16 protein-coding genes are annotated in these 12,639 nt (G+C 56.6%); 9 read left to right on the forward strand and 7 right to left on the reverse strand.

Features of this window, described 5'->3' with window-relative positions:
• Positions 1-7: 7 nt before the first annotated feature.
• Both GCU53_RS26635 and GCU53_RS23340 read right to left on the reverse strand, forming a co-directional pair.
• Complete coding sequence (locus tag GCU53_RS26635; protein ID WP_280115848.1) at positions 8-139, reverse strand: hypothetical protein; 132 nt, start codon at positions 137-139, stop codon at positions 8-10.
• Between the two features lie 76 nt (positions 140-215).
• Positions 216-878 carry a LexA family protein gene (locus GCU53_RS23340; RefSeq protein ID WP_152389703.1) on the reverse strand — a complete coding sequence of 221 codons (663 nt, stop codon included), beginning with the start codon at positions 876-878 and terminating at the stop codon, positions 216-218.
• A 96-nt stretch (positions 879-974) separates the two neighbouring features.
• Here GCU53_RS23340 and GCU53_RS23345 point away from each other — a divergent pair, with 96 nt between their 5' ends.
• From GCU53_RS23345 to GCU53_RS23380, 8 genes are all read left to right on the forward strand, one after another.
• Entirely contained in the window at positions 975-1,163 is a 189-nt protein-coding gene (locus tag GCU53_RS23345) for a hypothetical protein (RefSeq protein WP_152389704.1), read from the forward strand.
• 2 nt (positions 1,164-1,165) lie between these two features.
• Positions 1,166-1,474, forward strand: coding sequence for a CII family transcriptional regulator (locus tag GCU53_RS23350; protein WP_152389705.1), 309 nt, complete (start codon positions 1,166-1,168; stop codon positions 1,472-1,474).
• Positions 1,474-1,716: a hypothetical protein gene (locus GCU53_RS23355; protein WP_152389706.1), complete on the forward strand. Its 243-nt coding sequence runs from the start codon at positions 1,474-1,476 to the stop codon at positions 1,714-1,716. Before GCU53_RS23350 ends, GCU53_RS23355 begins: the two co-directional genes overlap by 1 nt.
• Positions 1,703-2,707: a DUF1376 domain-containing protein gene (locus GCU53_RS23360; RefSeq protein ID WP_152389707.1), complete on the forward strand. Its 1,005-nt coding sequence runs from the start codon at positions 1,703-1,705 to the stop codon at positions 2,705-2,707. Before GCU53_RS23355 ends, GCU53_RS23360 begins: the two co-directional genes overlap by 14 nt.
• On the forward strand, positions 2,700-4,109 hold the full coding sequence (dnaB, locus tag GCU53_RS23365; RefSeq protein WP_152389708.1) for a replicative DNA helicase: 1,410 nt from the start codon (positions 2,700-2,702) through the stop codon (positions 4,107-4,109). Before GCU53_RS23360 ends, dnaB begins: the two co-directional genes overlap by 8 nt.
• A complete protein-coding gene (locus GCU53_RS23370; protein WP_152389709.1) occupies positions 4,102-4,551 on the forward strand; it encodes a RusA family crossover junction endodeoxyribonuclease in 450 nt (149 codons plus the stop codon). The genes dnaB and GCU53_RS23370 overlap by 8 nt, the downstream gene beginning before the upstream one ends.
• Positions 4,552-4,603: 52 nt before the next feature.
• On the forward strand, positions 4,604-5,167 hold the full coding sequence (locus tag GCU53_RS23375; protein WP_152389710.1) for a hypothetical protein: 564 nt from the start codon (positions 4,604-4,606) through the stop codon (positions 5,165-5,167).
• A gap of 273 nt (positions 5,168-5,440) precedes the next feature.
• Positions 5,441-5,998: a thermonuclease family protein gene (locus GCU53_RS23380; protein WP_152389711.1), complete on the forward strand. Its 558-nt coding sequence runs from the start codon at positions 5,441-5,443 to the stop codon at positions 5,996-5,998.
• A 148-nt stretch (positions 5,999-6,146) separates the two neighbouring features.
• Here GCU53_RS23380 and GCU53_RS23385 read toward each other — a convergent pair whose 3' ends face one another.
• The 4 genes from GCU53_RS23385 to GCU53_RS23400 all read right to left on the reverse strand — a co-directional run bounded on the left by GCU53_RS23385 (position 6,147) and on the right by GCU53_RS23400 (position 11,502).
• Positions 6,147-6,701: a hypothetical protein gene (locus GCU53_RS23385; RefSeq protein WP_152389712.1), complete on the reverse strand. Its 555-nt coding sequence runs from the start codon at positions 6,699-6,701 to the stop codon at positions 6,147-6,149.
• 107 nt (positions 6,702-6,808) lie between these two features.
• A complete protein-coding gene (locus tag GCU53_RS23390) occupies positions 6,809-7,285 on the reverse strand; it encodes an SH3 domain-containing protein (protein ID WP_244306945.1) in 477 nt (158 codons plus the stop codon).
• 386 nt (positions 7,286-7,671) lie between these two features.
• Entirely contained in the window at positions 7,672-10,260 is a 2,589-nt protein-coding gene (locus GCU53_RS23395) for a MinD/ParA family ATP-binding protein (protein ID WP_152389713.1), read from the reverse strand.
• A gap of 558 nt (positions 10,261-10,818) precedes the next feature.
• The gene (locus tag GCU53_RS23400) at positions 10,819-11,502 is read right to left on the reverse strand and encodes a hypothetical protein (protein WP_152389714.1); all 684 of its coding nucleotides are present in this window, start codon (positions 11,500-11,502) and stop codon (positions 10,819-10,821) included.
• Between the two features lie 488 nt (positions 11,503-11,990).
• On the opposite strand from GCU53_RS23400, the gene GCU53_RS23405 reads away from it, so the two are divergent.
• On the forward strand, positions 11,991-12,215 hold the full coding sequence (locus GCU53_RS23405; protein WP_152389715.1) for a hypothetical protein: 225 nt from the start codon (positions 11,991-11,993) through the stop codon (positions 12,213-12,215).
• 75 nt (positions 12,216-12,290) lie between these two features.
• On the opposite strand, the gene GCU53_RS23410 is transcribed toward GCU53_RS23405, so the two are convergent.
• A complete protein-coding gene (locus tag GCU53_RS23410) occupies positions 12,291-12,593 on the reverse strand; it encodes a helix-turn-helix domain-containing protein (protein WP_152390037.1) in 303 nt (100 codons plus the stop codon).
• Positions 12,594-12,639 lie beyond the last annotated feature (46 nt).

Below are 12,639 nucleotides of genomic sequence, written 5' to 3' on the forward strand. Positions count from 1 at the left end.
GAAAGGTTTATGGATCGCTTACGATCTTCCAGGCAATCTCCTTGGCCTCGCGGAAGGTGCGGGGCGCTTCGGAAGGCTGGAGGGCCAGGGCGAGTGGGGAGGCGAGGGCGAGCAGCAGGACTGCGAGCGTGGAGCGCATTGGGCTTCCTTGCGTAGATAGTAGTTATGGTGGGTGGATTGCATCTGGATCTTGCTCGGCGGGCAGACGGCGCTGGCTAAAACCGTTGTTTCGCTTCCTTCACGACCCCAATCAGGCGGCAATTCCCGTCGATGGGGATCATCCGATAGGCTGGGTTCAGAGGCTTCAGGTAGAGCTGCCCGGCATCGGAAACCAACTTCTTGAAAGTTGCTCGGTCTTCGGTATCGAGCTTGGCCACAACAAGATCGCCAGGCTGCGGGATAAGGCCAGTATCCACCAAGATGAAATGTCCTTCGGGAATGCTGGGTGGCACTGGTGAGGTCATTGAATCGCCAGTAACCTCCAGCCAAAAGGCTGGGCCCCTGGCCTGGTAATCGGTCAGTTCAAAGCGGTCCTCGGCCCCTGGCTCATATGGCTGGACAGCCTCAGTCCATGCTCCGGCCTGCACTTCGCTGACAACCGGATAGCGATAGAGCCTGTCCGGCTGAGCTGCTGGAGAGACGTTGTCAATACCGACCAGATCACTCAATGGCTGTGCTCCTTCGCCGCGCCACAGCCATTCCGGAGTGACGCCAAGGGCCTTGGCTATTTTTTCCACGTTTGCCTGTCGGGGGCTCTTGGAGTCTCCGGTGATGATGCGGTGAATCGTCGGCTGATTCACGCCTGATCGCCTTCCAAGCTCACCCTCAGAAATCCCCAGGCGCAGCATCTCTGCGGCGATTCGCTCACCGATCTTCATCGGAACTCCTATTCGTATACGTATTGAAAGTCTATTGCGGGTGTCAATGCGTGTGCGTATGATCATTTCAATACGCAAACGCATTGGAGAGCGCCTATGTCCATCCAGCAGATGCTGGCCAACCTGATCGAGTGGGGTTACTCCCAAAAGTCCATCGCCGAAAAGGTGGGTACCAGTCAGCCGAACATCCATCGGGCCCTGAAAGGCTCGAAGGTTTCCTACACCATCGGAAAAGCCATCGAGAATCTGCATCGAGTGGCTCTCGAAGCTCAGTCGGCAGCCTAATCATGGCCACGACCCAATTGAGCCAGGAGCAGGCCGCAAGGGCTCGCAAGAACTTCATCATCCTCATGCAGAGGCTTGCGTCGGTCGGCAACGCACCAGTCGCGCTTGCGGTCGGCTGCGACGAGGCGACGATCAGCAGGATGAAGCCGGAGAAGTTCCAGCAGTTCGCCGAGATCTTGGCGGTGCTGGATCTGAAGGTCGTGCCCAGTGAGATGCGCTGCTTCAACGAGCGGGACATCGAGATGTTCATCCACGGATCGAAGCGCTGGATGGAGCACATCCAGGGCGTCGATCAGCTTGAGGCGGACTGATGGCCACCGAGGTGATCAGCCCTGTCCTCGGTCGGGTGCTTGCGTGCTTTGCCGCGCCAATCCCTGTCCCGGCCGGTAGCCAGGAATTCCATCAGGCAATAGCCATGCGAGCTGCCCAGCTCGTGCACCAGCGCCTTAGCGATGAAGCCCGGAAGAGGATGAAGCAGGAGTGCATCGCGCACCTGCGAGCGTCGCTGCTCAACAACGAACCGCATTTTGGAGGCAGCAATGTCTCTTCCTGATCCGTTGGTACCGCCGGAAGTTGACCTGCGCGGACTCCCGTTCATGCCTTTGGATGTCGCCAGGCTGCGCGATAGCGGCCTCGCAATCGAGGCGACTGGCGACGAATTTCGTGCAGCAATTCTGCTCTGGTGCGCGTCGTGGGGACAGGTTCCGGCCGGCTCTCTGCCAAATTCCGACACTGCTTTGGCCACCTACGCGGGCTATGGCCGCGGCGACTTGAAGGGATGGCGCAAGGTTCGCGCTGGTGCACTTCGCGGTTTCGTCGAGTGTTCCGACGGCCGTCTTTACCATCCAGTTGTTGCCGAGAAGGCGCTCGATGCTTGGGCTGAGCGTGTCGAGTATCGCGAGGCCAAGGAAAACGAGAAGGCCCGCAAACAGCGGGAGCGCGAGGATCGTAAGCGGATGTTCGAAGCCCTGCGCGGAGCAGGAATTGTCCTGCCATGGAACACGCAGACGTCCGAGCTTAGGTCACGGTACGAAGCACTCCCAAAAAATGTGACAGGTCACGCACCGGTCACTGTGACAGGTCACGCACCTGACACGGCTAAGACAGGGACAGGGACAGGGACAGGGACAGGGATTAAAGATCAAGAGCTAAGTACACCTGACGGTGTACTCGTTGGCGCTGCGCACCAACCCGATCCGCCCGGCGACAGCGAAAGCGATCAGGAAAATCCGGCAATCCGGCGCATGGCGCCCTGTCCAGCCCAGGCCATCGTGGACCTGTACCACGAGATCTTGCCCGAGCTGCCCCAGGTGGCGCTCCTGAACGACTCTCGGCGCAGGCACCTGCAGGGCCGATGGCGGGAGCACGAAGCTCACCGCTCGCTGGAGTTCTGGCGAGATCTGTTCGAGACCATCCGGGCCTCGCCGTTCCTGATGGGCAAGACCCCTGGCCGCAATGGCGGTACCCCATTCCGAGCGACGTTCGACTGGATCATCGCGCCAACCAACTTCGTGAAAATCGTCGAGGGAAATTACCATGCGTGACCCGTTCAGCCTGGAGGCCGAGCACGGCGCTCTGGGTGCCATGCTGCTGCGCAACGAGCTCATCGACGTGCTGTCCGCCGAGCTCACGGCGGAGGATTTCTATTGGCCCGAGAACGGCGATCTTTACCGTGGCATCCTGGCGCTGCACGGTGAGGGGAAACCGGTCGACGCCGTCACCCTGGGGGATTACCTGGGCACGGTCGTGACCGAGAACGGTCCAGAGTCGGCCCTGTACCTGGCGGGCCTGATCGCCAAGAACGTTCCATCGGCGGCCAACGGTATGACCTACGCCGAGACAGTGCGGCAGCGGGCGGTGGACCGTTCGCTGATCTCCGCCGGTGACCGCCTGCGCGAACTGGCCTACAGCGACGCCAGCCAGGCCGACAAGGTCGGTGCCGCCCAGGCCATGGTCATGGGGCTGGATTCCAAGACCTCAGCCCATGAGGTCCGTCATGCTGCCGACGTGCTGATCGACCACCTTGACGAGCTGCAACGCCGGTCCGATCTGGGCGGAAAACTCGACGGCCTGTCCACTGGCATCGGCGACCTGGACGACAGGCTCATGGGCCTGAAGCCGGGCGACATGGTCGTGATCGCCGGGCGCCCAGCGATGGGCAAGACCGCGCTGGCGATCAACATCGCCGAGCATGCCGCGTGCTGCGCCGGGCTGCCGGCGCTGGTGGTGTCGCTGGAGATGACCAACGGCGGCCTGATGGACCGCATCCTGGCGTCTCTGGGGCGCATCCCGCTGACCGCGATCAAGAACGGCTCCGCTCCTGCCGACTTCGGTACCGAGCTGGCGGCTGCCGCGTCGAAGGTCAAGTGCTCGAAGTTGTTCATGGCCGACCGCCCTGGGCTGACTGCGGCCAGGCTGCGCGCCCTGGCCCGACGGCACAAGCGCCGCCATGGGCTCAGCCTGCTGGTGGTGGACTACCTGCAACTGCTCGAAGGCTCCGGCAAGGGCAGCCGGGTCGAGGATGTCAGTGACATGTCGCGTCAGTGCAAGCTGCTCGCCATGGAGCTGGGCATTCCGGTCATCGTGCTGTCCCAGCTCAACCGCTCGCTGGAGCAGCGCCCGAACAAGCGCCCGATGATGTCCGACCTGCGCGAGTCAGGGGCTATCGAACAGGACGCCGACGTGATCATGTTCGTGTACCGCGACGAGGTGTATCACCCGGACACCCAGTACAGGGGGATCGCCGAGATCATCATCGGCAAGCACCGCAATGGCGAACCCAGCACGGTCAGGTGCGCGTTCCTGGGCAAGTATTCGCGCTTCGAGCAACTGGCACCTGGCGCTCTTGATGAGCTCGACTTCGACGAGCAGAGGCCCGCTCAGACCAAAGTCACCAGCATGGCTGATCGGTACCGGAACATGAGGGGAGGGAAGGCCAATGGCTGACTTCGCCCCCGTCGTGTTCGTTGTGCCGGGCGAGCCGGTAGGGAAGGGTAGGCCTCGCATCGGCAAGGTTGGGCAGCATGCCCGCATGTTCACGCCGCAGAAGACGGCCAACTACGAGGGGCTGGTGGCAATGGCTGCCCAAGAGGCGCTGGCTGGCCGGCCGCTCATCGTCGGGCCGGTGCTGATGGAACTCCGCATGTTCCACCCGGTTCCGCGCTCCTGGTCCAAGAAGCGCCAGGCGATGGCGCTGGCCGGCGAGGTAATGCCCACCGTCAAGTGTGATGCCGACAACTGCCTGAAGGCAGTCTGCGACGCGCTGAACGGCGTTGTCTGGCGGGACGACACCCAAGTGGTGAATGTGTTCTTGGCCAAGCGCTACGCCGAGAACCCGAGGGTCGAGGTCAAGGTTGTCCCGCTGCAAGCGGAAGGAGCGCAGAGGTGATGGCCCGTGAAGTGCGGATGCGTTTTCAAAATTCGAAGTGGGGGAAAGCAGCGTGACCATCTACCGTGACGTATTGAGTGCCGTTGTTCGCTGCCTGGCAGCCGAATGCATCGACAACACGGCCAAGCAGGCCTGGCAGACGCTGTACCAGGCTGGCGATCTGACAGCGGCGGGTGGGAGGGTGCTGAGCGCCCGGGAAATGCTGGACATGGATTGCCTGGTGCACGCGCGCCTGCACAGCCAGCTGCCGCCACGGCTATGGGATGCACTGGTGGCCAAGTACAGCACCCACAAGGGGCGCAAGGTGGATGCCATCGGCTACCTGGTGCTGCTGGTGGAGTCGCCGGCTCCTCAGCTGTTCCGCTACAAGGCGGTCACGGCTTGGGCAATTCCGCCGCTGAAGGGGAAGGAGGGCAAGCGCTCGACCGACATGCTCGTGCTGCCGGCCAGCTTTTACGATATGAGCACCTGGGATCCGGAGGCGCGGCCGGAGCGCACTCGCCGGCGTTGGCGGGCGGATATCTGCAAGAGCCTGGAGGCCATGGTAAACGAGGCGTTGGTCGAGGCGCAGGAGATCCTTCAGGCCGAGGGCGTGCTGGTCGAGCAGGCTGCTTGACTAGGCTTGTAACAGTCGAGTTGGGGCGTATCCGTCGGTCTGGTTTACGGGCGGAGGCTGGAGGCTATTCGATAGGACGTACTCACTGCTGTACGGATCATTGAAGGCCGAGCAGTGAGGGGGATGCGGGAGAAGTAATGGTTGTGTCCGGTGATGGAGGCTGGCAACAACCCAAGGCCAGATCGATTCTTTGTGTCTTGATTTTTGTCATCTTATTTCCGCTTTGCGATGGGATAATGCCAATTTGGCATTAACGTCCCAATAGGAAATTTCATGCGCTTTAAGTTGTTCGCATCTTCATTGCTATCTGGCGTAACTACGTTTGCCTCCGCTCATCCAACTTTCTGCACAGTAGTCGGCATTGGGGATGGAGCTAACTTTAGCTGCCTGACTGACGCCAAGCAGCCGGTCAATGTAACGTTGGCCAAGATGAAAACGCCCAACCTTCAGGAGCCCTACGGCATCATCTCTAAACAGGTGTTGAGAGATTTGGTGCTTGGGAAACGGGTTATGGTTGAAGTGCAAACAACCGACCAATATGGCCGCTTAGTAGGGCGCGTTTATGTCGACAACATTGATGTAAGTGCCAAGATGGTTAACATGGGGGCGGCTTGGGTTTATCGGCTGCATAACATTGACAAGAGCCTGCTCGCGCTCGAGGCACAGGCACGTACGGCCAGGCGTGGCTTGTGGGCTTTGCCTGAATCCAAGCGATTTCCTCCGTGTGATTGGGGAAGCGCCGCCCAAGTTCTGCGTCGAGAAAAGGATGATGGATCCCCTGTACGTGCGCCCGGCCTGCTTATGTCTTTGGGGAGCAGAACTTTCCTATAGTTGCTTGATGCGCAAGCTGTTGTGCCGCTGAGGATGAGTTACGAAGCCCCGTCTTGAGCGGGGCTTTCTGTTTCTGTGGTAAGACTAACTAAAGTGTCTGGGCCGCTGCTTCTAAACTAGCCTCTAATATGCCTTGTGTGGCCTAAGGCTAAGTCATTCTTCGCGCAACCTGCTTGAGGTGGCTTGTGTTTTTCTTCTGGTTATTAGCTTGCTCCTGGCGCTTTCTCCGAGCCTGAGTGCGCTTTTCTGATTGGGGGCGTGCGGGAATCATCCTGCGGAATCCGTTCCCAATACGAGCAGACTCGCAGAGTAAGGTATCGACAAAGTCCCTTTGCCAAAGCCACCAAACTTCAAACGTCAACACTGGGAGCATGTAGAAAAAGAAGAGAACTACTTGCACGACAAAGGGGCGCCCTTGGGTGGTAAGTAGCAATAGCCCTAGAGATGTGGCCACACTAATTGAAAAGGCAGTGAACAAAGCCCCCTCTTTAGTAATTTGTCGTTGTATGGCAAGGGGATCTGTTCGCAGCTTTTTTGCTTTCCATAGTTCTTTCGCTCGTAGCCTGCGCAGCAGGCCAAGCATTGAAAGAAGGGTAGAAATCCCGACCTTCTTTAAGCCCCAATAAATCGCTGTGATCAATATGGGAGCGATAAGGTCTTTTAGCGTGGGGATATAGTCTGCGAGAGGGATTGATTCGGACATGAGCAGGCCTTGGAGGTGGGGTAGGGTTTATTCATGGCCTCATACACTCGTACAGGGCGAGGTTGGATGAGTGGGGCGGAGTAATAGGATCTCCGCCCTTTGCCAAATCAGGGCTTAGAATTGCTCAAAGAACTGCCAATTATCCATTCAGGAGCTACGCCTTCCGGAGAGATCCGGACCCAGCCTGAGCTGATCTCGTAAGCGTGCACGCTGTCGCCCTTCTTGAGCTGCTTCAGCACCTTGCCGGCAGTCGATTCCTCGCTGCGGACATTCAGCGTCGGGACCGAAACGTAGTAGTTATTGTCGGCTGCCAGAGCAAGGCCGGCGGCTCCAACAGCTGCCGTGCCGGCTGCTGCAGCTGCTGCTGTACGAGCAGTTGACGAGCCAATATGGCACGTCTTATCTGCCGCTATGTATGAGTCTCCACACGGCTTTCCCTTTGGTGTGTAGCTGGGCGTATAGCTCTTATATGAAGAGGATGAATAGGAGCGGTAAGACTTGCTGCTGCCTCCACGTCTCCTGGCATCTGCGTCTGTGGCGAGAGCGGCTGCGGCAATGAACATCATGACTACAGGGATACGCACGTTGTCTCCTTGATTGAAGGGTGCCGGTCTGATGCCGGCTCCTTCCATGGGGGCTGGTGAACAGGGGGATTTATGTCGAAATGCTACTGCTTTGGAAGGGACGGCGGTAGTGGGGTTCTGTACAGGAGGCCGAGGCGCTGAAGGCGATGCGGGAGCTTGATATCCTGGCCGCCAATGAGCTGCTTCAGATCGTCCAAGCAAAGCCCAGTTCGCTGACTACCTCTGGAGCACGAATAAAGTCTCATCCTTACAAATCGAGCGAGGGGACGTGCGCACTGACGAGGTGCCGCCGCGTCCCCAAGCGACCCGCTGCAACAGGCAGAAACCGGCCAAGAGCGGTCAGTTGGAGCTATAGACCGGATGACCGGTTTGTGCTTCGTCCACCTCTAGCGTTGGTACTTCATGCGCAACGCGGATTTGTACAGCCGGCCAGCACGCCACTGACCAGGCCGGTTCGGGTGCGCCTCAAAAATTCCTACGTCTCGCATGCGCTGAAGCGCAGCTCGAACCTTGTTTTGGTCAATACCACCTATGGATCTCGATACTATCTGGGCCGTCTCTTCAAACTTGAAGGGGGTCGTGAGACCTTCAAAGGAATCAATCATCTGTTTAACCAATTCAGCATTCCTCCGAGCGTCTTCATCCAACTCCAAGGAGCCATGTAGTTCTTGCGTGACCCCATCAATGAAGGTTTGGGTGGCCTCCGCATGCGCTTCTAGAACCACTCCGTGCATAAGCCGACCGTTTTCGAGAAAGTCCTGATTCTTGTCCTCCCTTGCTTGAGATATCTGAGCAATATTATGCACAAACTCTTCAAACAGGCGCGGGTAGAAAGACGCGCCTTCCTTGCTATCGCCTCCTGCATCCGAAAAGTACGAATCGAAGAAGGTGATTGTCTGAATATTGTTACGGCGGAGCTTTTTAGGGAATATTGATAATAGCAAGGGCTCGTACTCGCTTGGCCCTAGTCGTCCAGCCCGGATATCATCTAGTTTTTCGCCAATTAGATGACATACTTGAGAGAAGTGCTTATTGAACCATGCCGACTGCTCAATCCTTGCCAGCACGAAGTTAAATATCCCATCACTGTCCCAGCGAAGTTCGAGCCTTCTCAAACTTGTCTGTTGCTCGATATTTTGAGTGGATGCTTGAAGAAGGTCTGCGCGAAGGAAAAGACGTACGAAAACGACCGCTGAAAGCTTGGAGTCAGATTGGATAGTAAGCATGAAGAGCAACAACTCTTCAACAAACTCTCTCAGTCGCGAGGAAGGTACAGCTGTCTCAATCCCATCGATGAGGAATACTCTCTTTGATCTCCCTGCGTATGCCTTGCTCGCATAATATGACGTGGACCTTTCGTCTCTCTGGGCTTGAGGAAGATTGCACCAGTCAGTGACAAGCTGCTCCCAACCCTCTTGAGCTTCGGTATCCCCTGATGGGCTTTCGAGACAAATTCCAAGGAGCGCCCACCAAAACTTGCGGAAGTCCCCTCCGCATGCATCCAGAAGTTTATGCTGGAGTGGGCTGTTACTTAAAATGCCACCACCTTGAAAATCAGCTGCGGAGAACATGGGTTCGCCAAGGCCACGTTTAACCATCTCTTTATGAATGCGCGTCTTTCCCGTGCCCTTTCGCCCAGTGACATAACTAATCGTAGAATTGGGAAGGAAGAGACGATTAATTTCTGGTGTTTCGATAAACCAGCCTTGGTCCACGGCGCCGCTAGGAGACCGAGGCCTATACTCTCGCGAACTAGTCATCGCAGATAGGTCTACCGCCTTTGTTATCCCAAGCACATCGCGCAGCTGGCGCAAGGAGTCAAGATTGACTTTAAGCAGCATTTCTACTTGAGGAGATACGCTGGTGAGGAGTGCCCGATCTGCGTACCAAGAGACCCAGTAGTTCTCAAGAGACTCAGGAGGAAGTAATTCCAGTTCGAAGGCGTCGGCTTCGGCTCCGCGTGCAATTGCTTCTGATAGCGTTTGTAGCAATTGCTGAACCGATGCGAGTGCGAGATTTCGCTTGGCTGTTTTCCCTTCGTCAAAGTCCAAGGAAAAAGAGACGAATGCTCCCGGATTCTCCGGATTCTGTGAAAATAGAGACGCAAAAGTGTTCTCGGCCTGCATGGAAAGGCCGTCCGGCCTAACAAATACTACGGTCGGTCCGCGCCATTCTCGAAGGACCGGTAGAACAGAAGGTGCAATTCCGGTCCGATGGTCAAAGAGAACCAAGTCGTAGCGCTGTTCGACGGACATATCCAAAACATGTCGTTTTAGTTTGGCTATTCCCTCGCGGATGATTGAGATATCTAGTGACGCACGTACCGCGAATGCCGCGAAGTCCATGTCATAGTTTTCGGACCGCGGACGACAGGCGATTACGTCAATTTTTCCTTCCTTGCCGAGCGGTGCGAACGCTGTCACTGGCTCAACAGTATCGCTCCAACCGCAAAGCCCCATTAACGTTGTTCCGACGTCAAATGCGACAGAATCGAACAAGAGGTCTAAAGATGGAGCTTCAATATCGACGTCTACCACGAGAATTTTATATCCCTCGGACGCTAGCAGTTTTGCCAAGAGCGCCAGAACAGTTGAACGTGCCTGGCCACCTTTGAATCCATAAAAATGGATCGCGCTAACCTGCTCTGGTTCAAGCACGGGAAGACTATTTCTAACTTGCTCGTCTATTAGAGGCAGCCAATGGGTGTCCTTCTCGCGCCCACTCAAGAAGGAAAGTTCAAACTCGAACTCGGCCTCTGAAACCAGTTCGACAGATACCCCAGAGCTGTTTTCCAGCTTTGTCAGCTCAAACTCCTCGAGTTCAATGCTTGCGAGAAGCTTACTCCTTCGGGCCTCTTCACTTTTGCCGTCTAAGGAGTTATCAATCACGATTATATATAATGTAGGATGCGCGTACTTTACTTCTACCCGATTAAATTTTTCCCGACACAATCGAAGGAGTTCGCTCACTGTCATAATTTTTCTCCTGTCGCCTTATGCAAGGTGTAGATGATTTGCTTTGATATTATAAGAACTCCGTTTAGTTCATCATCTGTTGATGCGGAGCTGTTCCAGTCTGAATCGTGCCTCAGGTACCGGATATATGGATAGGAATTGCTGGGTACGGGTGAGGCGTTGCCGTCTTTACCTTTGCACCAAAGGTTGGACAGCTTTGTAGATAGTTGCAAAGCCATACTTGAAATTGGCCCGGAGTGTTTCACTCCTAAATGCCCTGCAAGGGTCTTAAGCAACTTTGGAATATCGTGGTTGGCGGGAACGGAGGCCACATACAGGGTAAGTTGGTCCTTTAGGAATAGCTCTAAGGCGACTAAAGTGGCATATGCGCCAAGAAGTGGCGAGCACGGCTGGTCCGGAGCCATGACGGGCGCACGAAAGGCTGAGCGGTTGTATGTGAAGGTCATTAATTGTACTACTCCCCCAGGAATCGAACGTCAAGTCTATCGCATAAGGCGTGGCAGGTGCCGTCGTAACGCTTATCAACTTCGAGGACACGCACTAGCTTGGCGGTGTCATCTACGCGGTTCCTCGCTCCTCAAGCTTGGCGGCACGCGCCTCTGACGCCTTGAGCTGGTACGGGCCGGTTGGCCCAATGAACGCTCCTTTCACATCTAGCCAGCCATCTTCATCCTCAGGATACAGGGATGACCACGAGTCCGACTCGGCAAAGAGCAACTTTGGGCCAGTGCGAGAGACGAAGAGATCTTGGATGGCTCCGGATTGCGCAATCAGTTTCTCGCAAATCCACACCTTCGAGAGCGCTCCGTTTAGTGTGGCAGCGACTTCGCCGATCGTACCAGACTGCAACTCCTTGTATTTGAAGTCAGACGTCAGTCTGCGGATCACGATTGCGGTTGCGCTGGATAGTTCGAGCTCCGCGCGCAACGCGCGGACGAGATCAGCGTTCTTCGCCAAGCCATTCTCACGTCCAATTCGAAATTGCGCGCGATACCCAGTCTGAGCATTGAAGAACCAGTCGAAGAGTGGCCGCCCAAGGGGAAACTGCACAACTCCGCGAAGGTCTTTGGGATTTCTGCCAGATTCGTCCATCCCAAACCTTACGTTGTTTGCCTGAAGTGCATTACTTAACGCACAGCGTACCGCTCGAACCAAGTCAGCCCAGGGCGGAGCGGCACGGAGAAATTGATCCCGCTCCGGCTCGTGTTTAGCAAAGTCGTCGAACGTCCAGAGGCTACCCATCACACGGAATCCCAGTCTCGATAATGCCTAACGCCAAAATTTTACCGGCGGCCATTAGCGGATCAAAGCGAATGCCCGACACCAATGATCGCTTACGGACGGCATTTCGCTCATGCATCGAAAGGCTGCAAGGGGTCGATCTGTGCCGGTGGTGTCCGGCTCAGTCCGCCAGAAAGCGGTCATCGTTCGAAAGGATCGCCGGTGCAGCTTCATCGGCGAACCTGAAGGCGCTCCAAGACTGCCAGGCCAAGCGGTTGAGGGCAGGGGAGGCCTCAGCACAGGTACATTGGCTCGGTTCGACTCGATCTGGAGTTGCTGCCAGGCGAAGTGGCTTGACTCGCTTGGCCGGATGGCCGAATATTTGGCCATCATGTGGCTATTACGCGTACAGGATGATGAATCCTAAAGCGCAGGCACAGATCGACTTTATGAATGACTTAAAGCCCGCCTCGAGCGGGCTTTGTCGGATTGGACTCTGGAGAAATGCCATGGACCGATCCGAACGACGTCATCACGAACAGCGCATCAAAGCGCGCTTCTATCGCAAACAGCATGGCTACGAACGCTGGCCGACCGATAAACGCCATGCAGGCCTATTTGCCCATCATGGAAAGGTCTGCTCCTGCTGGATGTGTGGCAATCCTCGCCGGTACTGGGGTGAGCTGACCATGCAGGAGCGTAGAGCCAATTTGGAATTGAAGGCTTGGCCATAGTGCCGAGCTTTCGTTTCTGGCCCCTCCAATCCGTTGCTTCCCGGCTGGAGTAACACAGGGGCCGCCAGATGCCTCTCATAGGTCAAGCAAGTCGGCATTGATCCCAAACGCTGCTGCGATCTTTGCTCGGGTGGCCTTGCGAGGCTTGGACGCTGCCTCCTGCTGTGCGTATGCAGCCTGGGATATGCCGATGCGTGAAGCTACCTCGGCCTGGGTAAGGCCAAGGTGTTTCCGCCAGGCGCCGACAGCGGTCAGGCCTTCCTTGACCATGTAGCCGGCAACCTCGTTTGGCACCAAGTCTTCCCGCGGATGGGTTGCCACATAGTCTGCATAAGGGATAACCACGAAGGCCGGATTTCCATCCGGCCCGTTGATGATCTGGACGTTATTAAGGTGGCCCTTAAATAGACGTCTAGTTAGACTT

The organism is Azotobacter salinestris (assembly GCF_009363155.1).
Lineage (GTDB): Bacteria > Pseudomonadota > Gammaproteobacteria > Pseudomonadales > Pseudomonadaceae > Azotobacter > Azotobacter salinestris.